Source organism: Nocardioides cavernae, from assembly GCF_013410035.1.
GTDB classification, from domain to species: domain Bacteria; phylum Actinomycetota; class Actinomycetes; order Propionibacteriales; family Nocardioidaceae; genus Nocardioides; species Nocardioides cavernae_A.
This window is the reverse complement of record NZ_JACCBW010000001.1, coordinates 1,350,676-1,371,506: the sequence shown is the minus strand read 5'-3', so window position 1 is coordinate 1,371,506 and position 20,831 is coordinate 1,350,676. Positions and strand designations below refer to the sequence as shown.

23 protein-coding genes are annotated in these 20,831 nt (G+C 72.7%); 14 read left to right on the top strand and 9 right to left on the bottom strand.

The window, feature by feature from the left end; translation table 11 throughout:
• Complete coding sequence (locus tag F4692_RS06690) at positions 1-1,575, bottom strand: bifunctional phosphatase PAP2/diacylglycerol kinase family protein (protein WP_308645181.1); 1,575 nt, start codon at positions 1,573-1,575, stop codon at positions 1-3.
• Positions 1,576-1,635: 60 nt separating this feature from the next.
• On the opposite strand from F4692_RS06690, the gene serS reads away from it, so the two are divergent.
• From serS to F4692_RS06670, 4 genes are read left to right on the top strand one after another with little or no spacing between them, the layout of a single operon-like run.
• Positions 1,636-2,907, top strand: coding sequence for a serine--tRNA ligase (serS, locus tag F4692_RS06685; protein ID WP_179618790.1), 1,272 nt, complete (start codon positions 1,636-1,638; stop codon positions 2,905-2,907).
• Complete coding sequence (locus tag F4692_RS06680) at positions 2,900-3,730, top strand: HAD family hydrolase (RefSeq protein ID WP_179618789.1); 831 nt, start codon at positions 2,900-2,902, stop codon at positions 3,728-3,730. The genes serS and F4692_RS06680 overlap by 8 nt, the downstream gene beginning before the upstream one ends.
• Positions 3,715-4,533, top strand: coding sequence for a Cof-type HAD-IIB family hydrolase (locus F4692_RS06675; protein WP_179618788.1), 819 nt, complete (start codon positions 3,715-3,717; stop codon positions 4,531-4,533). The genes F4692_RS06680 and F4692_RS06675 overlap by 16 nt, the downstream gene beginning before the upstream one ends.
• 10 nt (positions 4,534-4,543) lie before the next feature.
• Positions 4,544-5,128 (top strand): hypothetical protein, encoded by a 585-nt coding sequence (locus tag F4692_RS06670; RefSeq protein ID WP_179618787.1) that lies wholly within the window; start codon positions 4,544-4,546, stop codon positions 5,126-5,128.
• 4 nt (positions 5,129-5,132) lie between these two features.
• Here F4692_RS06670 and F4692_RS06665 read toward each other — a convergent pair whose 3' ends face one another.
• From F4692_RS06665 to mobA, 4 genes are read right to left on the bottom strand one after another with little or no spacing between them, the layout of a single operon-like run.
• Complete coding sequence (locus F4692_RS06665) at positions 5,133-5,756, bottom strand: bacterial proteasome activator family protein (RefSeq protein ID WP_179618786.1); 624 nt, start codon at positions 5,754-5,756, stop codon at positions 5,133-5,135.
• A gap of 44 nt (positions 5,757-5,800) precedes the next feature.
• The gene (locus F4692_RS06660) at positions 5,801-6,769 is read right to left on the bottom strand and encodes an NAD(P)H-quinone oxidoreductase (RefSeq protein WP_308645180.1); all 969 of its coding nucleotides are present in this window, start codon (positions 6,767-6,769) and stop codon (positions 5,801-5,803) included.
• A 4-nt stretch (positions 6,770-6,773) separates the two neighbouring features.
• Positions 6,774-7,097: a DUF6457 domain-containing protein gene (locus F4692_RS06655; RefSeq protein ID WP_179618784.1), complete on the bottom strand. Its 324-nt coding sequence runs from the start codon at positions 7,095-7,097 to the stop codon at positions 6,774-6,776.
• A 48-nt stretch (positions 7,098-7,145) separates the two neighbouring features.
• Positions 7,146-7,718, bottom strand: coding sequence for a molybdenum cofactor guanylyltransferase (gene mobA / locus F4692_RS06650; protein ID WP_179618783.1), 573 nt, complete (start codon positions 7,716-7,718; stop codon positions 7,146-7,148).
• Between the two features lie 38 nt (positions 7,719-7,756).
• On the opposite strand from mobA, the gene F4692_RS06645 reads away from it, so the two are divergent.
• From F4692_RS06645 to F4692_RS06625, 5 genes are read left to right on the top strand one after another with little or no spacing between them, the layout of a single operon-like run.
• The gene (locus tag F4692_RS06645) at positions 7,757-8,524 is read left to right on the top strand and encodes a carbon-nitrogen hydrolase family protein (protein WP_179618782.1); all 768 of its coding nucleotides are present in this window, start codon (positions 7,757-7,759) and stop codon (positions 8,522-8,524) included.
• 11 nt (positions 8,525-8,535) lie between these two features.
• On the top strand, positions 8,536-9,783 hold the full coding sequence (locus F4692_RS06640; protein ID WP_179618781.1) for a hypothetical protein: 1,248 nt from the start codon (positions 8,536-8,538) through the stop codon (positions 9,781-9,783).
• 55 nt (positions 9,784-9,838) lie between these two features.
• Positions 9,839-10,066: a biotin/lipoyl-binding carrier protein gene (locus tag F4692_RS06635; protein ID WP_179618780.1), complete on the top strand. Its 228-nt coding sequence runs from the start codon at positions 9,839-9,841 to the stop codon at positions 10,064-10,066.
• 19 nt (positions 10,067-10,085) lie between these two features.
• Positions 10,086-10,730 carry a Pr6Pr family membrane protein gene (locus F4692_RS06630; protein WP_179618779.1) on the top strand — a complete coding sequence of 215 codons (645 nt, stop codon included), beginning with the start codon at positions 10,086-10,088 and terminating at the stop codon, positions 10,728-10,730.
• 23 nt (positions 10,731-10,753) lie between these two features.
• On the top strand, positions 10,754-11,764 hold the full coding sequence (locus F4692_RS06625; RefSeq protein ID WP_179618778.1) for an aldo/keto reductase family protein: 1,011 nt from the start codon (positions 10,754-10,756) through the stop codon (positions 11,762-11,764).
• A 120-nt stretch (positions 11,765-11,884) separates the two neighbouring features.
• Here F4692_RS06625 and F4692_RS06620 read toward each other — a convergent pair whose 3' ends face one another.
• On the bottom strand, positions 11,885-13,150 hold the full coding sequence (locus F4692_RS06620) for an MFS transporter (RefSeq protein ID WP_179618777.1): 1,266 nt from the start codon (positions 13,148-13,150) through the stop codon (positions 11,885-11,887).
• A 66-nt stretch (positions 13,151-13,216) separates the two neighbouring features.
• On the opposite strand from F4692_RS06620, the gene F4692_RS06615 reads away from it, so the two are divergent.
• Positions 13,217-13,552 carry an ArsR/SmtB family transcription factor gene (locus tag F4692_RS06615; protein WP_179618776.1) on the top strand — a complete coding sequence of 112 codons (336 nt, stop codon included), beginning with the start codon at positions 13,217-13,219 and terminating at the stop codon, positions 13,550-13,552.
• Between the two features lie 4 nt (positions 13,553-13,556).
• On the opposite strand, the gene F4692_RS06610 is transcribed toward F4692_RS06615, so the two are convergent.
• A complete protein-coding gene (locus F4692_RS06610; RefSeq protein WP_179618775.1) occupies positions 13,557-14,153 on the bottom strand; it encodes a vitamin K epoxide reductase family protein in 597 nt (198 codons plus the stop codon).
• Positions 14,154-14,290: 137 nt separating this feature from the next.
• On the opposite strand from F4692_RS06610, the gene F4692_RS06605 reads away from it, so the two are divergent.
• The 4 genes from F4692_RS06605 (at position 14,291) to chrA (ending at position 17,511) form a co-directional block, all read left to right on the top strand.
• The gene (locus F4692_RS06605; protein ID WP_179618774.1) at positions 14,291-15,202 is read left to right on the top strand and encodes a cation diffusion facilitator family transporter; all 912 of its coding nucleotides are present in this window, start codon (positions 14,291-14,293) and stop codon (positions 15,200-15,202) included.
• A 22-nt stretch (positions 15,203-15,224) separates the two neighbouring features.
• A complete protein-coding gene (locus tag F4692_RS06600; RefSeq protein ID WP_179618773.1) occupies positions 15,225-15,845 on the top strand; it encodes a DUF2238 domain-containing protein in 621 nt (206 codons plus the stop codon).
• A 62-nt stretch (positions 15,846-15,907) separates the two neighbouring features.
• Complete coding sequence (locus F4692_RS06595) at positions 15,908-16,168, top strand: GlsB/YeaQ/YmgE family stress response membrane protein (RefSeq protein ID WP_179618772.1); 261 nt, start codon at positions 15,908-15,910, stop codon at positions 16,166-16,168.
• A complete protein-coding gene (gene chrA / locus F4692_RS06590) occupies positions 16,165-17,511 on the top strand; it encodes a chromate efflux transporter (protein ID WP_179619062.1) in 1,347 nt (448 codons plus the stop codon). The genes F4692_RS06595 and chrA overlap by 4 nt, the downstream gene beginning before the upstream one ends.
• 15 nt (positions 17,512-17,526) lie before the next feature.
• Here the strand turns inward: chrA and F4692_RS06585 are convergent, their stop codons facing one another.
• Together F4692_RS06585 and F4692_RS06580 are read right to left on the bottom strand one after the other, a co-directional pair.
• Positions 17,527-18,297, bottom strand: coding sequence for an HAD-IIA family hydrolase (locus tag F4692_RS06585; protein WP_179619061.1), 771 nt, complete (start codon positions 18,295-18,297; stop codon positions 17,527-17,529).
• A gap of 35 nt (positions 18,298-18,332) precedes the next feature.
• Positions 18,333-20,831, bottom strand: a complete 2,499-nt coding sequence (locus tag F4692_RS06580) for an MMPL family transporter (RefSeq protein WP_179618771.1) — start codon at positions 20,829-20,831, stop codon at positions 18,333-18,335.

Genomic DNA, 20,831 nt, shown 5'->3' with positions numbered 1-20,831 from the left:
TCAGCGTGGCACGCGCACCAGCAACCGCCCGTGGATGCACTCCATCCACAGCTCGCGGCCCTCGCCGATCGAGTCGCCGTCGAGCTGGCGGGGGGTGTCGGCGGAGGCCTTGATCCGCACGCGGGAGCCGGTGCGGCGGTCGAGGGTCTCGTCGACGATCGGGCTCTTGCGGAGCACGCGCATCGCGACGGTGATCCAGGACAGGAACTGGCGCGGGTGGATGATCACCACGTCGAGGACGCCGTCGTCGATGGTGGCGTCGGGCAGGAGCGGCATGCCGGCCTGCAGGAAGCCGACGTTGCCGACGACGACGGTGCGCGCACGGTGGGTCGTCGGCTCCTCGTCGTCGACCTGGATCTCGACGCGCACGGCGGGGAACATCAGCGACTTGAGGCCCGAGACGACGTAGGCGACCCAGCCGATCCTCTTCTTGATGTCCTCGTTGACGCCCTCCATGATCGCGGCGTCGAAGCCCATGCCGGCCATCACCATGAAGTGGGTGTCCTCGATGCCGTCGCCGCCGACCTCGACCAGGTCGATCGCGCGGTCCTGCCCGTTGAGCGCGACGTCGATCGCCGAGCGGATGTAGAGGGGGATGTCGAGGTTGCGGGCGAGCAGGTTGCCGGTGCCCGCTGGGATGATCCCCACCGGGATGCCGGTGCCCGCGAGCTCGGCGCACACCTCGCGCACCGTGCCGTCGCCGCCGCAGACGATGACGAGGTCGGCGCCGGAGACGGCGGCCCGCTCGGCCATGCCGGTGCCGGGGTCCTCGACGGTCGTGTACTGCCACGTCGGCTCGGACCAGCCCGACTCGCGGGCCATCGTGCTGACGATCGAGCGGAACTGGCCGACGTCCTCGACCTTGATCGGGTTGAGGATGACGGCGAGCCGCTTCTCCGACGCGTAGACCTCCGGCAGCGGCTCGGCCTTGGCGGCCGTGAGGCGCGGGCGGGGGTCGATGAATGCGAGCGCGAGCAGGAAGACGCCGACCCCGAGGAGCGAGCCGCCGATGACGTCGGTCGGGAAGTGGCGGCCCAGGAGCACGCGGTCGACGCAGACGAGCAGCCACCACCCGACGACGAGGGTGATGCCCGTACGCCGCAGGCTGGCGCGCCGGACGAAGAGCACGAGCAGCATGACCAGGAGCGCCGCGAAGGCGCCCGTCGAGGACGCGTGGCCCGACGGGAAGCTGTAGTTGGTGTGCAGGCCCAGGGTGTCCTGCCAGTCGGGCCGGTCGCGGCCCAGCCACACCTTGAGCACGGTGGTGGCGACCGACGTCACGGCCATCACGACGGCGACCAGCAGCGCCGCCCACCGCTGCCGCCGCAGGAACAGCACGACCACGAGCAGCACCGTGAGCACGGTCATCCCGATGGTGCCGAACGCCGCCTCGATCACGCGCAGCACGTCGACCAGCGCCGACGAGTCGTCCGCCCAGTCCTCCAGGCGCCGCCCCTCGACGTCGAAGGCGTCCAGCGGGGCGCGGTCGCGCGTCACGAGGACGCCGAGGACCCCGAACAGCACGGCCGCGAGCGCAGCCCAGCCGAGGGTGCGGTTGCGAGAGGCGGGGGTCACCCGCGAAGTATGCCCACAACCAATTCCTTCCACCCACGCCCCTCCGGCTAGCCTTTCGCTGTGATCGACCCTCGCCTGCTCCGTGACGACCCCGACCGCGTACGCGCCGCCCAGGCCAAGCGGCGGCTGTCCGACGACGTGGTGGACCGGGCGCTCGCAGCCGACTCCGCACGACGGCAGGCGATCGCCGACTTCGAGGCCCGTCGGGCCGAGCAGAAGGCCAGCGGCGCGCTCGTGGCCAAGGCGCAGGGCGAGGAGAAGCAGACCCTGCTCGCGCAGGTCAAGGAGCTCGCCGCCGGGGTCAAGGAGGCGGAGGCCGCCCGCACCGCCGCCGAGGCCGCGTGGGAGGAGGCGATGAAGGCGATCCCCAACATCGCCGACGACGACGCCCCGGCCGGGCTGGAGGACGACTACACCGTCATCGAGCAGGTCGGCACTCCCCGCGAGTTCGACTTCGAGCCGCGCGACCACGTCGAGCTCGGCGCGATGCTCGGCGCCTTCGACCTCGAGCGCGGCGCCAAGGTCTCGGGGTCGCGCTTCTACTTCCTCACCGGCATCGGCGCCCAGCTCCAGCTGGCGCTGGTCAACCTGGCGATGGACCAGGCCCGGGCGGCCGGCTTCGTGCAGACCGCCGCGCCGTCCCTCGTACGCCCCCGGGCCATGGAGGGCACGGGCTTCCTCGGCCAGGCGGCCGACGACGTCTACCGCATCGAGGGCGAGGACCTCTACCTCGTCGGCACCTCGGAGGTGCCGATGGCGGCCTACCACTCCGACGAGATCCTCGACGCCGGCACGCTGCCGCTGCGCTACGCCGCCTTCAGCCCGTGCTTCCGCAAGGAGGCCGGCTCGCACGGCAAGGACACCCGCGGCATCTGGCGCGTGCACTGGTTCGACAAGGTCGAGATGTTCGTCTACACGACCGTCGAGGAGTCCTACGCCGAGCACCAGCGGCTGCTGGCGTGGGAGAAGGAGTTCCTCGACAAGCTGGAGCTCTGCTACCGCGTGATCGACACCGCCGCGGGCGACCTCGGGCTGAGCGCCGCGCGCAAGTTCGACTGCGAGGCGTGGATCCCGACCCGCAAGGGCTGGGGCGAGCTCACCTCGACGTCCAACTGCACGGAGTTCCAGGCACGGCGCCTCGACATCCGCACCCGCGTCGACGGATCGACGACCCCGGTCGCGACCCTCAACGGCACGCTGACCGCGGTCACCCGCGCCATCGTGGCGATCCTCGAGACCCACCAGAACGAGGACGGCTCGGTCACGGTGCCGCAGGCGCTGCGTCCCTACCTGGGTGGCCTCGAGGTCATGAAGCCGGTCTCCGTTGGCTGACTGGCAGCCCCGGCTCGTCGCGCTCGACATCGACGGCACCCTGCTCGCCTGGGTCGACGGGCAGACCGAGGACTACGAGACCATCACCGCGCCGGTGCACGACGCCGTGCACCGCGCGCTCGACGCGGGCGCCCACATCGTCCTGGCCAGCGGCCGCTCGCCGCACGGGATGACCCGGATCGCCGACCTGCTCCACATCCCGCGCGAGGACGCCGACCAGCTCTGGGTCGTCGCGTCCAACGGGGCCGTGGTCTTCCGCTACCCGCCGATGGACGTCGTGCACGAGGAGACCTTCGACGCCGCCCCGGCCGTCGCGGCCGTCCTCGAGCACCACCCGAACGCCCTCGTCGCGGTCGAGGAGCGGGGCGTCGGCGGCTACCGGGTCAACCGGGTCTTCCCCGAGGGCGAGCTGTCCGGCGAGCAGGTGATCACCGAGGTCTCCGACATCGTCGGCGAGCCCGTCAGCCGCGTGATCATCCGCGACCCCGAGGCCACCGCCGACGACTTCATCGAGCTCGCGGCGCGCCTCGGCCTGCACGGCACCGACTACGTCGTCGGGTGGACGGCCTGGATGGACCTCTCCCCGGTCGGCGTGTCCAAGGCCTCCGGGCTCGCCCACGTCTGCGCCCGGCTCGGCCTCGAGGCCGCCGACGTCCTCGCGATCGGCGACGGTCGCAACGACATCGAGATGCTCCGGTGGGCCGGCCGCGGTGTCGCCATGGGACAGGCCGTCGACGAGGTCAAGGAGGCGGCCGACGCCGTCACCGACCCGGTCGTCGACCACGGCGCCGCCGTCGAGATGTCGCGATGGTTCCCGGCCTAGCTGGCCGGTCGGCTCCCCGGCTGGTCGCGACCGACCTCGACGGGACGCTCCTCGACGCCGACGGCGTGGTCTCCTCCCGCACCCGCGCGGTGCTCGACGCCCTCGACGAGCGCGGCGTCCCCGTCGTCTTCACGACCGGCCGCCCGGTCCGCTGGATGGTCGACCTGTGGGAGGCCGTGGGCGGGCACGGGCTGGCGATCTGCAGCAACGGCGGGGTGGTGTACGACGTCGCGCGCCGCGAGGTGCGCGACTTCAGCGCGGTGCCCCGCGAGGTGGGCCTGGAGCTGGCCGAGCGGGTCCGGGCCGCCGTGCCGGGCACGTCCTTCGCCGTCGAGCACACCGGCGGCTGGGCCAGCGAGACCGGCTTCCCGCGCCACCCCGACGACCTCCGGTCCGAGCAGGGGACCTGGGAGTCGATCTACACCGACGACGTGGTCAAGGTGCTCGCCGTGCACCGCGATCACGAGCCCGAGGAGTTCTGGCGGCGCGTGGAGGACGCGGTGGGCGACCTCGCCACGACGACGTGGTCCTCCACGTTCGCGCTCGTGGAGATCAGCGCCGCCGGGGTCACCAAGGCCACCACGCTCGCCACGGTCGCGACCGAGCTGGGCGTGGGAGCCGAGGACGTCGTCGCCTTCGGCGACATGCCCAACGACCTGCCGATGCTCGAGTGGGCCGGGACGGCGTACGCCATGGCCAACGCGCACCCCTCGGTGCGGGAGGCGGCGGACCTCGTGGCGCCGGGCAACGACGAGGACGGCGTGGCCGCGGTGCTCGCGGACCTCTTCGACCTGCCTCGGTAGGCTGCCGGGCATGATCCGCGCCGTACGCCTCGCCGCCGCGCTGCTCCTCGCGTGCCTCGGCCTGGTCGCGACGGTCGCCACGTCCGCGGCGGCCGCCGACTGCACCTGCCGGCAGGGCACGCTCGAGCGCCAGGTCGCGCGCGCCGACGCGATCTTCATCGGCACCGTCCAGAACGTCGAGCAGGCCGGCAACGACTGGACCTACGACATCGAGGCGACCCGCGCCTACAAGGGCGCCCCGGAGCGGGAGACCCAGGTCTTCAGCGCCGGCGGGGCCAGGAGCTGCGGCCTCGGCGAGCTCCCGACCGACACCGAGTACATCTTCCTCGCGACCGGGGACGCCGCCCCCTACGAAGCCGACAGCTGTGGCGGCACGGCGGAGTGGACGCAGGGCAAGGTCGACAAGCTCGAGAAGGTCGCCGAGCTGTCCGCGGGCTACACCGCGATCGAGCCACCACCGCCACCGCAGGCGGTCCGGACCAAGGTGGAGGACTCGCCCCCCGCCGGGTTCGCGCGGACCGCAGCACCCGGCGCCGCGGCGGCGATCATCGGCCTGCTCGGGCTCGTGGTCGTGCGGCGGCTCAACCGGGGCTGACGACTCAGAGGTACATGCCCCCGCGGTTGCCGTCGGAGTCGCCCGACCCGGGCGCGCCGGACGTCGGCATGGTGGGCATGCCCGTCGGCACCTGCCCCGGCTGGCCGCCGCCGGCGGGCAGCGCGCGCCGCATCTGCTCGAGCTGGGCGCGCGAGGCCATCTGCTGGGCGTAGATCGCGGTCTGGATGCCGTGGAAGAGGCCCTCGAGCCAGCCGACGAGCTGCGCCTGGGCGATCCGCAGCTCGCCGTCGGAGGGGACGCCCTCCTCGGTGAAGGGCAGCGAGAGCCGCTGCAGCTCCTCCACCAGCTCGGGGGCCAGGCCCGACTCGAGCTCGGTGATCGAGGCGGCGTGGATCTCCTTGAGGCGCTGGCGGCTCGCCTCGTCGAGGGGCGCGGCCTTCACCTCCTCCAGCAGCTGGCGGATCATGCTGCCGATCCGCATCACCTTCGCCGGCTGCTCCACCAGCTCGGTGACGTGCCGTTCGCCCTGGCCGTCCTCGTCGCCGTCGGCGGCCTGCACCATGTCGGGCAGCGCGCTCGCCGGGATCGTGCCGATCGGCTGGCCGTCGGGACCGACCACCACGACCTGGTCCTCGGTGCTGGGGGCCTCGGGCTGCTGCTGGGTCATGTCACGACCCTAGCCGGGGCCGCCGAAGCGTCGACCGCAGCGCCTCAGAGGGTGAGGACGATCTTCCCGGCGCGACCGCCGTCGTCCATCATCCGGTGGGCCCGGGCGACGTCCTCGAGCGGCATCGTCGTCTCGACGATCGGCCGGACGTCCCCGGACGCGACGAGCGGCCACACGTTCTCCACCACGCCGCAGCAGATCGCCGCCTTCTCCGACAGCGGCCGCGCGCGCAGCGAGGTCGCGGTCACCGAGGCGCGCTTGCGCAGCAGCGCGTTGATGTCGAGCTCGCCCTTGCTGCCGCCCTGCATGCCGATGATCACGAGCCGCCCGCCGGTCGCGAGGGAGGTGACGTTGCGACCGAGGTACTTCGCGCCCATGTTGTCGAGGACGACGTCGGCCCCGCCGGCCTCCTGCAGCACCTCGACGAAGTCGTCCTCGTGGTAGTCGATGGCGTGGGTCGCGCCCAGCGAGCGGCACAGCTCGAGCTTCTCCGGTGAGCCGGCGGTGGTGAAGACCTCCGCCCCCCGGGCGGCGGCCAGCTGGATCGCCATCGTGCCGATGCCGCCGGCGCCGCCGTGGACGAGGAAGCGCTCGCCGCGCGCCAGGTGCGCGGTCATGAAGACGTTGGACCACACGGTCGCCGCGACCTCGGGCAGGCAGGCCGCCTCGACGAGGGAGACCCCGCCGGGCACCGGCATGACCTGGCCGACGGGCACGGCGACGCGCTCGGCGTACCCGCCACCGGCGAGCAGCGCGCACACCTCGTCGCCGACCTTCCAGCCCTCGACGCCCTCGCCCAGCTCGGCGATGCGGCCGCTGCACTCGAGCCCCATGATGTCCGAGGCGCCGGGCGGCGGCGGGTAGAAGCCCTGCCGCTGCAGCGTGTCGGCGCGGTTCACCGCGGTCGCGACGACGTCGACCAGCACCTCGCCCGGCTGGGGGCGGGGCTCGTCGACCTCGGTGACGGACAGGACGTCGGGGCCACCGGCCCCGGTGGCTGTGGCAGCGCGCACGCGATCAGTCCTCGTAGAGATCTGTGGAGTGGTCCACGGACGAGTCGTCCGGCACGTCATCGTCCACGTCGGCCGGGTCAGGGGCGTCGGCGGGTCGGTCCCAGCCCTCCGCCAGCGCCTGCGCCCGGGCCGCCAGCCGCTCCACCTCCTCCGGGCTCGCGCCGGTCGATCCGGCGGCGACGCCGAGGAGGTAGGCCGTGATCGGTGCCGCGATCTTCTCCACGTTGTCGGCGGCCACCTTGGCCAGGTCGAGGACGAGGCCCTCGTCGACCTCGGCCTCGACGTCGAGGACGTCGCTGAGCTCATCGATCCAGTCGTGGAGGTTCACGGTCCCAATGTCTCGCAACCCACCGGGGCCTGCAAGGGAGGCCGGCCATCACCGGAGGTCGCGCAGGTCCGCCCACGAGTCGACGTCCACGGCCTCGTCGCCGACGGCCGCGACCGTCGCGAGGTCCAGCGGCGCGAGCAGCCGGTGCAGCGCCATGCCGTGCTGGCCCTCGAGGTCGGGGCGTACGCCCGCCAGCCGCGCGGCGTCGAGCACGCCGGCCAGCTGCCGCCGCCCGTCGCGGCCGACGAGGAACGCGCCGTCGTGCCCGGCCGTCGCCTCGCGGAGCCGGCGGAAGGTCGTCGGCGTCACCCGCGGCATGTCGACCGCCAGCACGCCGACGAGCCGGGGCGTGCGCAGCAGCGCGTCCACCCCGGTCAGCAGCCCGGCCACCGGGCCGCCGCGCGGCGGGTCCTCGGTCACGAACGTCACCGGCCGCTCGGTCGGGACCGACGGACCGACCACGACCACCTCGTCGGCGTCGAGGAGGGCGTCGAGGGCGTACGCCAGCAGGGTGCGCCCGCCGAGCTCGACGCCCGACTTGTCGACCCCGTCCATCCGCGCCGCGGTCCCGCCGGCCAGGACGACCCCGCAGAACCCGCTGGCGGTGACGTCGACGTCCATGGGCCGAGTGTCGCAGCCCGTGGTCCTACGCTGGTCGCATGGCCGACCAGCTGCGCGTGCGCGTCCACCAGTGGACGAGCGGGCTCGACCCCGAGGACAACCGCGTACGCCTCGCGCAGGGCGTCACGCCCGGTGCGGACCTGGTCGTCCTCCCGGAGGCCTTCGCCCGGGACTTCGGTGAGGCCGGCTCGGACGTGAGCGCCTTCGCCGAGCCGCTCGACGGGCCGTTCGCGCGCGAGCTCGGGCATGTCGCCGACGCGGCGTCGTGCACGGTCGTCGCGGGGATGTTCGAGGTCGCCGAGGACCCGGAGCGCCCCTACAACACCCTCGTCGTCGGGGGCGGCGCGCGGGCGACCTACCGCAAGATCCACCTCTACGACTCCTTCGGCTACCGCGAGTCCGACCGGCTCACGGGCGGACCGCTCGAGCCCGTCGTCGTCGACGTCGCCGGGTGGCAGGTCGGCCTGATGACCTGCTACGACCTGCGCTTCCCCGAGCTGGCCCGGCGTCTCGTCGACGCCGGCGCCGAGGTGATCGTCGTCCCGGCGGCCTGGCTGCCGGGGGAGCGGAAGGTCGAGCACTGGCGCACGCTGCTGGCGGCGCGCGCCATCGAGAACACCTGCTACGTCGTCGGGGCGGGACAGCCGGAGCCGCGCTACAGCGGGCACTCGGCCGTCGTCGGGCCCCTCGGCGAAACGCTCGCCGCGGCGTCCGGCGGGGAGGAGACGCTCGAGGTCGTCCTCGACCGCGCCGACCTCGCCGAGGCCCGCCGCACCAATCCGTCGCTGGCGAACCGCCGGCTGTAACCTCGTCCGACGTGTCTTCCCCCACCTCCGACGGCCGCCGCGGGTCCGCCCGCGGCAAGCGCGCCGCCGAGCGTCCGCCCTCGCGGCTGCGACGTCGGAGGGCCGATCCGGCCGAGCCGGCCGAGCAGGCGGGGCCGGCCGCGCTGGCGGGTCAGGCCGCGACAGCCGCACCGCCGGCGGCGCCCGTGGTCCCGGCATCGGTCCCGCCGTCCGCAGTGCTCGACGTCCCCGAGCCCGACGAGGAGCTGCCCGACGGCCCGCGGCGCTCGCTCCTCGTCCTGTGGTTCGGCGTGCTGCTGCTGGGCTCCCTGGCTCTCGGCTGGTCCGCGCTGACCGGCATCCTCGACCACAACCAGGTCATCGAGGACGTCACGTGGATGCCGGAGTGGACCGACGGTGCCGGCGCGGTGGCCGTGGTCACCGCGCTGTCGTGGCTGCTCGCCACCCGGACCGCCGGACGGGCCCTGGTCTCCGCCGGGCTCGCCCTGGTCCTGGGCGTGGCGAGCCTGCTCGTGGGCGGTCGCGTCCTGCCCACGGGCGCCGCGGTGATGACCTGCGTCGTCGGCAGCGTCTACGCAGTGATGATCACGGTGCCCGCGGTCACCGGGCTCAAGGCGGTGCGCGAGGCGCTCGTCGCGACGCTCGTCGCGGTCGTCACCGCGTTCGCGGCCGTCGGGTTCGAGCCGACCGTGTCGACGGAGCGGTTCGAGATCGTGGCCCTGCTGCTCGCCCTCGGCCTCGTCCTGGCGATCGTGTGGCGCCTCGGCGCGGGCCTCCACGGCCTCGGCCGCCGCGGGATCATCGTCGTCGCCATCGGCCTCGGCGTCCTCTTCGCGACGCTGGCGTACGCCGAGCTCCTGCGCCGCTACGGTGCGCAGTCCTTCGTGTCCTCGGTGCTCGACTTCGCCGACTGGACCTCGGCCCGCATCGGGGCCTTCCCCCGCCCCCTCGTCGTGCTGCTCGGCATCCCGGCGCTGGTGTGGGGCACCCACGTCCGTGCCCGCCGCCGGCAGGGCTGGTGGGTGTGCGCGTTCGGCGTCGCCGCCACGGTCCCGCTCGCCACCGGCCTCGTCTCGCCCGAGAGCACCTACGCGGAGGCAGGGCTCCGCGCGGCGTACTCCGTCGTGCTCGGGCTCGTCGTCGGCTACCTCGTGATCCGCGCCGACCTCGCGCTCACCGGCCCGAAGGGCAAGGGCGGGCGCCGCGCGGAGGAGGCCGGCCCGCACCGGCCGGAGCCGCGCCGCTTCGCCGAGCTCTGAGGACGGGCCCCGCCGGATCCGGTCGTACGCCCGGGTAACCGCTAGCGTCGGGCGCATGGCCCGCCCCACCTCCCTCGAGATCGTCTCCGAGCTCGTCGCCAACGTCCTCACGATCGAGGTCGCCGAGGGTGACCGTGTCGAGGCAGGCGACACCGTCGTCCTGCTGGAGTCGATGAAGATGGAGATCCCGATGCTGGCCGAGCGGGGCGGCACGGTGACGGCGATCAAGGTCACCGTCGGTGATGTCGTCCAGGACGGCGACGTCCTGGTCGTCCTCGACTGAGCGGCCCTACGCTCCGGTCATGACAGTCGAGCGCGCGCGGCGCGTGCACCTCGGCGTGGCGGCCGTCGCGTGGTTCTCGCTGGCCTTCCAGATGGTGCTGACCATCTCCGGGGAGGCCGTGCTGGTGGAGACCGACCCGCCCGGCCTGGCCCAGCGGATCTACCAGTACCTCGCCTACTTCACGATCCAGAGCAACCTGCTCGTCGCGGTCACCTCGACCGCCCTCGCGCGCGACCCGCTGCTCGACCGCACCGGGTGGCGGGTGGCCCGCCTCGCCGGCATCGTCGGGATCACGGTCACGGGGCTCGTCCACTTCTTCCTGCTGCGCCCGCTGCTCGACCTCGACGGCGCCAACTGGGTCGTGGACAAGCTGCTGCACATGGTGGTGCCGGTGCTGGCGGTCGCGGCGTGGGCGTGGGTCGGCCCCCGCCCGCGCGCGAGCGTGCGGGAGGCGGCGTACGCGCTGGTCTGGCCGGTCGCCTGGACGGCCTGGACCCTGGTCGTGGCGCAGGTGGACGGCTGGGTGCCCTACCCGTTCCTCGACGCCTCGGAGGAGGGCTGGGGAGCGGTCGGGATCGCCTGCCTGGGCATCACGATCCTCTTCCTCCTGCTCTTCGCGCTCTACGTGTGGCTCGACCGGAGGCTGCGCCCCGTCCCCCGCTAGTGCCCCTCGCTAGTGTCGGAGGAATGGAATTCCGATACCTCGGCAACAGCGGACTCAAGATCTCCGAGATCACCTACGGCAACTGGCTCACCCACGGCTCCCAGGTCGAGAACGACGTCGCCACGCAGTGCGTGCGCGCGGCCCTCGACGAGGGGATCTCCACCTTCGACACCGCGGACGTCTACGCCAACACCGCCGCGGAGACCGTCCTCGGCGAGGCGCTGAAGGGCGAGCGCCGGGAGTCGCTCGAGATCTTCACGAAGGTCTACTGGCCGACCGGCCCCAAGGGCAAGAACGACACCGGCCTGTCCCGCAAGCACATCATGGAGTCGATCAACGGCTCGCTCGAGCGGCTGCAGACCGACTACGTCGACCTCTACCAGGCCCACCGCTTCGACACCGAGACCCCGCTCGAGGAGACGATGCAGGCCTTCGCCGACGTCGTACGCCAGGGCAAGGCGCTCTACATCGGCGTCAGCGAGTGGACCGCCGACCAGATCCGCGCGGGCGTCGAGCTGTCGAAGGAGCTCGGCTTCCAGCTCATCTCGAGCCAGCCGCAGTACTCCATGCTCTGGCGCGTCATCGAGGACGAGGTCGTCCCGGCCTCGGAGGAGCTCGGCGTCTCCCAGATCGTGTGGAGCCCCATCGCCCAGGGCGTGCTGACCGGCAAGTACGAGCCGGGCCAGGCGCCGCCGGAGGGCTCGCGCGCGACCGACACCAAGGGTGGCGCGGACATGATCTCGCGCTTCATGAAGGACGACGTCCTCACCGCGGTGCAGGGCCTCAAGCCGATCGCCGAGGACTGCGACCTGACGATGGCGCAGCTCGCGATCGCCTGGGTCCTCCAGAACGACAACGTCGCCGCCGCCCTGGTCGGCGCCTCGCGCCCCGAGCAGGTCGCCGACAACGTCAAGGCCGCGGGGGTGAGGCTCGACGCCGACGTGATGGCCCGCATCGACGAGGCCCTCGGCTCCGTCGTCGTCCGCGACCCGGGGCTGACGGCCGCGAACTCGCCGAAGAGCCGCCCCGTCTGATCCCGCCGCCGCTGCTGCTCCACCATGGGATGTCGACCAGCTGGCACTCCCCCGGGTGAATGAACCTCGGGAAGTGCCGGTCCACCGACATCCCATGGTGGAGCGCCGCCCGGACCGAGGTCACGCCACCCGGGTGATGCGGTAGCGCACGAAGGCCGGGACCGCGAGCGCGGCGAGGACGGTGAAGACCACCACCAGTACGCCGCCTCCCGCAGCCGCGACGGCGGCGCCGGTCGCCGCGGCGGTCGCGCCGTGGGCGACGTCGGCGATGCGGGGGCCGCCCGCGACCACGACGATGAAGATGCCCTGGAGGCGCCCGCGGACGGAGTCGTCGGCGGCCGCCTGCAGCATCGAGGTGCGGAACGCGGCGGAGGCCATGTCGGCGGCGCCGCCGATCGCGAGCATGAGGACGGCGACGCCGAGCATCAGGCCGGGAGCGAACGGGGCCAGGAGCGCGGCGACGCCGAAGCCCACCATCGCGAGGCCCCACACGATGATCGACGCGATCACGGCCAGGCCCTGGCGCTCGACGTGGGAGACCCAGCCCGAGAGCACGCCGCCGATCACCGCCCCCAGGGGGATGGCCGCGAAGAGCAGCGCGAAGGCCAGGCCGCCCTCGCTGGGGCCGCCGAAGTCGAGGTGCGCCATCTCCGGGAAGAGGGCGCGGGGCATCCCGAAGACCATCGCGATGATGTCGACGACGAACGACATCATCAGCACCGGCTGCGTCCGCAGGTAGCGGAAGCCGTCGACCACCGCGGAGAGCCCCGGGGTCAGGGTGGCCCCGATGACCGGGAGCGCCGGCAGGCCCACGACCGCGCCGAGGGTCGCGAAGAGCGTGACCGTGTCCAGCAGGTAGAGCCAGGAGTAGCCCACCAGCGGGATCAGCGCACCGCCGACCAGCGGGCCGGCGATGCCGCCGGCCTGCATGACGGTCATGTTGAGCGAGTTGGCCGCGGGCAGCAGCTCCCTGTCGAGGAGCCGCGGCAGCAGCGCCGACCGGGTCGGCTGGTTCACCGCGAAGAACGCCTGCTGCACCGCGAAGAGCGTCAGGAGCAGCCACACGTCCTCGGCGCCGAGGGCGGCCTGCAACCAGAAGCCGGCACTGGTGAGGATCAGCCCGCACGTCGTGACCATCAGCAGGGTGCGCCGGTCGAACGCGTCCGCCAGCGCCCCGCCCCAGAGCCCGAAGACCACCAGCGGCACGAGCCCGAAGACGCCGGTGAGGCCGACGTACGCCGACGACCCGGTCATCGCGTAGATCTGCGCGGGCACCGCCACGACGGTCAGCTGCGCACCGATCACGGTGACGATGTTGGCCAGCCAGAGCCGCTTGAAGTGGGGGTTCGCGAGCGGGCGGGTGTCCGCCAGCAGCCGCCTCTCCACCACCGCAGGCTAGGCGAGGGGTCCGTCGGCTCGGACGGGTGGTCGCCTGCTGGCTAGCATCGTCGCGTGGCGATCACCCAGGAGACGGCCGGGCTCGCGGACGAGGCCGCGCTCTTCCACGCGCTCTCCGACCCGTCGCGGCTGCTGATCGTGCGCCACCTCATGCTCGGCGAGCACCGCGTGGTCGACCTGACCGCGCACCTCGGCCTGGCACAGAGCACGGTGTCGAAGCACCTGGCCTGCCTCCGGGACTGCGGCCTGGTGACCTCACGGCCGGAGGGCCGGGCGTCGATGTGGTCGCTGGTCCACGTCGAGGAGCTGCAGGGGGTGCTGGCGAGCGCCGAGCGTCTCCTCGAGCTGACGGCCGTCACCCCCGGCCACCACTACGAGGAGCGGCACTGACCGCTCAGAGCAGCGTCGACCAGTAGGACCAGAAGCGCTGCAGGACGAGCAGGACGACGAGGGCGTACGCACCGAAGAGGAGTGGTGCCGACCAGTCGTCGAGCGCGCGCGCGAGCCCGCCCGGTCCGCCGAGCACGCCGGTCCGCAGGTTGCGCAGCGTGACGTAGAGGAACATCGGGATCACCACGACCCACACGACCATGCAGTAGGGGCACAGCGCGCCGATCCGGTAGAGGCTCTGGAAGACGAGCCACGAGATGAACACCACGGCCACCGTGACGCCCGCCTGCAGCCCGAGCCAGTACCAGCGGGGGAGCCTCGCCCCGCCCAGCAGCGCCGCGGCCATCGCGACCACGACCGGGAAGGCGGCCACGCCGATGATCGGGTTGGGGAACCCGAGCAGCGCCGCCTGGGTCGACTCCATCACGTTGCCGCAGCTCAGGACCGGGTTGATGCTGCACGACGGGACGTAGCTGCTGTCCTCGGCGAGCCGGATCCGCTCGATCAGCAGGACGGCCGAGGCCACCAGCCCGACGAGGCCACCGACGAGCAGGCCGATCGCGAGGCGACGGTCCGGCTCGGTGGCGGTGGGCGTGCTCATGGCGGGCCGGGCTCCTCGGACGTACGGCGGCGGTTCGCGTACATCCTGAACCATCGGCACAACAGTGGACGCAGCCGGGCTCACGGGGCTAGCATCGCCCTGCGACGATGATACGGCCGATCGACGATTGAGGATGCATGGGAGCGGGTCACGGCCACGGGCACGGCCCGGGCCACGCAGGCGGACGCCACCGCTGGCGGCTCGCCGTCGCCTTCGGCCTGGTCGCCACCTTCCTCGTCGTCGAGCTCGTCGTCGGGCTCGCCACCGGCTCCCTCGCCCTCCTGTCCGACGCGGGCCACATGGCGGCGGACGTCGTCGCCCTCGGTGCCGCGCTCGTCGCGACGAAGATCGCGACCCGACCCGACGGCACCGGGCGGCGCACCTACGGCTCCTACCGCGCCGAGGTCTTCGCGTCGGGGCTGACGGTGCTGATCATGCTCGGGGTGTCGGCGTACGTCGTCGTCGAGGCCGTACGCCGCACCGGCGGTGCGGTGGAGGTCCCCTCCGGCCCCCTGCTGCTGGTCGGCGCGGTCGGCCTGGCCGTCAACCTCGTCTGCCTGGTCCTGCTGCGCGGTGGGGCCCAGGAGTCGATCAACGTGAGGGGCGCCTACCTCGAGGTGATGGCGGACGCCGCCGGCAGCGTGGGCGTGATCGCGGCCGGCGTCCTCGTGGGGCTGACCGGTGACGGCTGGTGGGACACGGTCGTGGCGGTGGCGATCGGCGTCTTCGTCGCGGTGCGAGCGCTCCTGCTCGGTCGCGAGGTGCTCGCCGTCCTCGGCCAGCACGCCCCGCACGACGTCGACCTCGAGGCGGTCGTCCGTGACCTCGAGGCGGTGCCCGGGGTGGCCGACGTGCACGACCTGCACGCCTGGACGCTGACCTCGGGCATGAACGTGGCGACGGCCCACCTCGTCCTGTGCGTCGGCGCGGACGCCCGCGTCGTCCTGGCCGGCGCGCAGACGGCCCTGCGCGAGGTCCACGGGATGGACCACGCGACGCTCCAGGTCGAGGCGGACCCCGCGCGGGAGTGCCAGGCCGCGACCTGGTGATGCCCGGTGAGAGGGTGTCCCGGTGACTGAAGCAGCGATCGAGCACCCCGCGACACCCGCCCTGGCCAAGACCGCCAACGTCCTGGCCAAGGCGATCCTGGTCGTGATGCTGCTGCTCGCCGTGCTCTACCCCGACCAGGCCAACCTGCGCGACAAGGCCGCGGGAGCCCGGGCCATCGGCTACCCCCTGATCTCGTTCACCGTGCCGCTGCTCTGGTGGACCCTCTGGCGCGACCGGATCTCCTTCCCGTGGCTGCCCGACCTGCTCATCACCGTCACGTGCTTCACCGACATCCTCGGCAACCGGATGGACCTCTACGACACGGTCTGGTGGTTCGACGACTGGATGCACTTCATGAACACCGGGCTGCTCGCCGCGGCGTTCATCCTGCTCACGCTGCCCCGCGACGTCGGCCTCGGCCGTGTGCTCGAGCGCGGGCTCGCGTTCGGTGCCACGGCGGCGATCGCGTGGGAGGTCGCGGAGTACTTCGCCTTCATCAGCCGGTCGACCGAGCGCGAGTTCGCGTACGCCGACACCCTCAGCGACCTGTCGCTCGGCACCGCCGGGGCGGTGGTCGTGGCGATCGTGATCCATCACACATGGCGCCGAGGTCACCTGTTGGAGCCTGCTCCGCTCACCTGAGCGTGGCTATGCTCGACACGACGGAGCCACCGCTCCCGACCATCGAGACTCAGGAGCAGGACATGATCGGATTCCTCGTCGCGGGCCTCATCATCGGAGCGCTCGCCCGCCTCATCAAGCCGGGCAAGCAGAACCTCGGCATCCTCGCCACGCTCGGCCTCGGCCTTGTCGGCTCACTCATCGGCGGCCTGATCGCCCAGTTCTTCGGCACCGGCGACATCTGGGAGCTCAACATCCTCGGCTTCGTCCTCGCCGTGGTCGCCGCCGTCCTGCTCATCGGGGTGGCCGAGTCGGTCGCCGGCAAGGGCAGGACCGCCGCCTGACACGCGACGTCATCCCGCTGCGGGAGGCGACCCGGGCCTGGTTCGCCATCTCGCTGCAGACGTTCGGCGGCCCCGCCGGGCAGATCGCGGTGATGCAGCGCACGCTCGTCGACGAGAAGCGCTGGATCGGTCAGCAGCGGTTCCTCTTCGCGCTGTCCTACTGCACGCTGCTCCCGGGACCCGAGGCGCAGCAGCTCGCGACCTATGTCGGGTGGCTGCTCAACGGCGTACGCGGCGCGCTGGTCGCGGGGATCCTCTTCGTCCTGCCCGGCGTGGTGGCGCTGCTGGTGCTCTCCGGCGTCTACGTGGCGTTCGGCGACACCACGCTGGTCGAGTCGCTCTTCCTCGGGCTCGCGCCCGCGGTGATCGCGATCGTCCTGCAGGCGGTGATCCGCGTCGGGACCAAGGGGCTGGGCCACCCGGCCCTCGTGGTCCTGGCGGTCGCGTCCTTCGTGGCCCTGACGTTCTTCGGCGTCCCGTTCCCGCTGGTCGTGCTCGCGGCGGCCGTCCTGGGGTGGGCCCTGGGTCGGCGGATCCCCACGCTCACCGCGCCGCCCAGGGCTGCCGCCGACGGCGGCCCCGAGCCGCTGGTGAGCGACGAGCAGCTCCACGCCGAGCGTCCGTCCGGGCGCCGGTCCGCGACGGTGCTGCTGGTGGGACTGGTGGCATGGTTCGTGCCGGTCGCGCTGGCAGCGCTGTTCTTCGGCCGCTCCAGCGTCTTCGTGGACCAGGGCCTCTTCTTCTCGGGGACCGCCCTGGTGACCTTCGGTGGGGCGTACGCCGTCCTGGCCTTCGTCGCCCAGCAGGCCGTCGACGTCTACGGCTGGCTGGCTCCCGGGGAGATGGTCCGCGGCCTCGCCCTCGCCGAGACGACGCCGGGGCCGCTCGTGATGGTCGTGCAGTTCGTCGCCTTCGTCGGGGCCTACCGCTCGCCGGGCGGGCTGGACCCGTGGGTCGCCGCAGTCATCGCGGCGCTCCTGACCACGTGGGTCACCTTCGTGCCGTGCTTCCTCTTCATCCTCCTGGGCGCGCCCTACGTCGAGCGCCTGCGCGGCAACCGCGACCTCGCGGCCGCGCTGACCGGCATCACCGCCGCCGTCGTCGGCGTCATCGCCAGCCTCGCGGTCCTCTTCGCGCTGCACACGCTCTTCGACGAGACCCGGCAGCTCGTCGCCGGTCCGCTCGACGTCGAGTACCCGCTGCTCGGCTCGGTCTCATGGCCGGCGCTCGCGATCACCGCGCTCGGCTGCGCGCTGGTCTTCTGGCGGCGGTGGTCGGTGCTGCGGACCCTCGGTGCGTGTGCGGCCGCCGGCATCGTGCTCGGGCTCGCGCTCGCGGCCTGACCCGCCCCCGGCTGCTCAGACCTCGTCGGGGCGGAACAGCTCGCTCACGAGCGACACCACGTCGGCGATCGAGTCGACGACCCGGGTCGGCCGGTAGGGGAAGTCCTCGACCTGGTGCAGCTCGGTGGCGCCGGTCGCGACCAGGATGGTCCGCAGCCCCGCCTCCAGTCCGCTGATGATGTCGGTGTCCATCCGGTCGCCGATCATCACGGTCGTCTCGGAGTGCGCCTCGAGCCGGTTGAGGGCGCTGCGCATCATCAGCGGGTTGGGCTTGCCGATGAAGTACGGCGAGCGTCCCGTCGCGGTGCTGATGAGGGCGGCCACCGACCCGGTCGCCGGGAGGATGCCCTGCGCGCTCGGGCCGCTCGGGTCGGGGTTGGTGGCGATGAAGCGCGCCCCGTCGCCGACCAGGCGGATCGCCTTGGTGATCGCCTCGAACGAGTAGGTCCGGGTCTCGCCGAGCACGACGTAGTCGGGGTCCTGATCGGTCATCACGTAGCCCACGTCGTGCACGGCCTGGGTGAGGCCGGACTCGCCCACGACGTACGCCGAGCCCCCCGGCCGCTGCTCGTCGAGGAACTGCGCGGTGGCGAGCGCGGAGGTCCAGATCCGGTCCTCCGGCACGTCGATGCCGCTGCTGCGCAGCAGCCGCACCCGCAGGTCGCGCGGTGTGAAGATCGAGTTGTTGGTGAGGACGAGGAACGGGATGTCCTGGGCGCGCAGGGCGGCGATGAACTCCTTGGCGCCGGGGATCGGGTCCTCCTCGCGGACGAGGACGCCGTCCATGTCGGTGAGCCAGGTGAGCACGGGGCGGGTGTCGGTCACGTCGACATCGTGCCAGCCGCGCCGTCCTGCACGGGGTGGCTGCGCTCCAGCTTGGCGCCCTCGACGTCCACGTCGGGCAGCAGGCGGTCGAGCCAGCCGGGGAGCCACCAGGCCTTGTCGCCGAGGAGGTGCATCGCCGCGGGGATGAGGAGCATCCGGACCACGAAGGCGTCGAGCAGGACGCCGAACGCCAGGCCGAACCCGATCGGCTTGATGGTCGCGTCGTGGGAGAACACGAACCCGGCGAAGACCGAGATCATGATGATCGCCGCCGCGGTGACGACCGCCCGCCCGGCGTTGAGGCCGTGCCTCACCGCGACCCGCGCGTCGGCGCCGTGGGCGTACGCCTCGCGCATCCCCGAGACGAGGAAGAGCTGGTAGTCCATCGCGAGCCCGAACAGGATGCCCGTCGCGATGATCGGCAGGAAGCTCAGCACCGGCCCCGGCGCGTGGACGCCGAAGAGGTCGGCGAGGAAGCCGATCTGGAAGATCGCGGTGATGCCGCCGAACGCCGCCAGCAGGGACAGCACGAAGCCGAGGGTCGCGGTCAGCGGCACCAGGATCGAGCGGAACACCAGCACCAGGATCAGCAGGGACAGGCCCACCACGAGCACCAGGTAGGTCGGGAGCACGTCGGAGAGCTGCTCGGAGATGTCGATGTTGGCGCTCGCGTTGCCGGCGACGCCGAGGGTCGCCTCCCCCCCGTCGGTCGTCGTGGGCCTGAGCTCACGCAGGTCGTGGACGAGCGCCCCCGTGGACTCGCTCGACGGCGCGCCGCGCGGGACCACCTGGAACGCCAGCGCCGTGCGGTCCTTCGACGCGCCGATCGGGACGACCGCCTCGACCGCCCAGAGGTTGCCGAGGCGCTCGCCGATGGCGGCCTGCTCGGCGATGACCTCGTCCTCGCCGATCGCCGCGGGCAGGTCCGCGACGACGAGGAGCGGCCCGTTGGAGCCCTCGCCGAACTTCTCGGCCTGGACCTCGTAGGCCTGGAAGCCGGAGGAGTCGGGCGGCTGCGTCGAGCCGTCGGGCAGCCCGAGCCGCATCTGGGTCGCCGGCGCGGCGATCGCGAGGAGCGCCACGACGCCGACGGCCAGGACCGTCCAGGCGCGCGTGCTGCTCATCGGCTGGTCCCGGTCGGTGATCTCGTCGTCGTGGGCCACGTGACCGGCCCCGAGGCGCCTGCGCTCGCCACGCCGCAGGATGCGGGTGCCGACCAGGGACAGCACGGCCGGGGTCAGGGTGACGGCCATCAGGATGGCGACCAGCACCGCGACGGCGCCGACGGTGCCCATCAGGCCGAGGAAGCCCACGCCGGTGACGTTCAGCGCGAGCAGGGCCACGATCACCGTCACCCCGGCGAAGACGACGGCGTTGCCGGAGGTGCCGTTGGCGATCCCGATCGACTCGTGCACGTCGGCGCCGCGCATCAGCTGGCGACGGTGGCGGTTGATGATGAAGAGCGAGTAGTCGATGCCGACGGCGAGCCCGAGCATGACGCCGAGGACCGGCGTCACGCTGACGAACTCCACCAGGCCGGAGAACGACAGCGACGCGAGAGACGCGACGCCGACGCCGAGCAGCGCCGTGACGAGCGGCAGGGCCGCGCCGAGCGCGGTGCCGAGCATGACGGTGAGCACGATCGCCGCGATCACGACGCCGGCGATCTCGCCCGGGCCGAGGATCGAGGGCACGGTCTGCGCGATCTCCTGCGACGGGTGGAGCTCGACCCCGTCGATGCCGGCGTCGGTCGCGAGGGTCTCGATCTCCTCCTTCGTCTCGACGGTGACCTCGTTGATCGGTGCGGAGAAGACCACGTTGACGACGGCGGCCGAGCCGTCCTCCGAGACCGTCCGGAAGCCCGAGGCGAGGCCGGACAGGATCGCGCCCTGCTCGAGCCGCGGTGCCTCCGCCTCCACCTTCTCGCGCTGGTCATCGAGCTCGGCCTGGCCCTCGTCGAGCTGGCGCTGCGCCGCGGCGAGCTGCTCGCGCACGGCTGCGAGGGTGCCTGCCTCCCGGGCCTGCTGCCGCTGGTCGCGCAGCGCGGCACGGCCGAGGTTGATCTGCGCCTGGGCGTCGCGCAGCTTCTGCTCGCCGTCGGCGAGCTGGCGCCGGCCGTCGGCGACCTGCTCGGCGGAGGCGTCGACGTCGTCCTGCGTCTGGAACGGGTCGGTGACGTCGGAGACGCCGTCGACCGCCCGGAGCTCGTCGAGGAGGTCGACGACGGCGCTGCGCTGCTGGTCGGTGAACGGCTCACCGTCGGTCGTCTCGACGACGATCGACCCGTTGCCGCCGCCCGTCCCCTCGAAGTCGCGCTCCAGCTGCTGGGAGACCCGGGTGGTGGGCGTGTCGGGCAGCGAGATCGAGGAGGACAGCGCGCCCGCGAACGACACGTACGTCACCGCGGTGAGCGCCAGGAGCGCGAGCCAGGCGCCGACGACGGTCCAGTGGCGGCGCGCCGCGAAGCGTCCGATGCGGTAGAGGAGCTCAGCCAT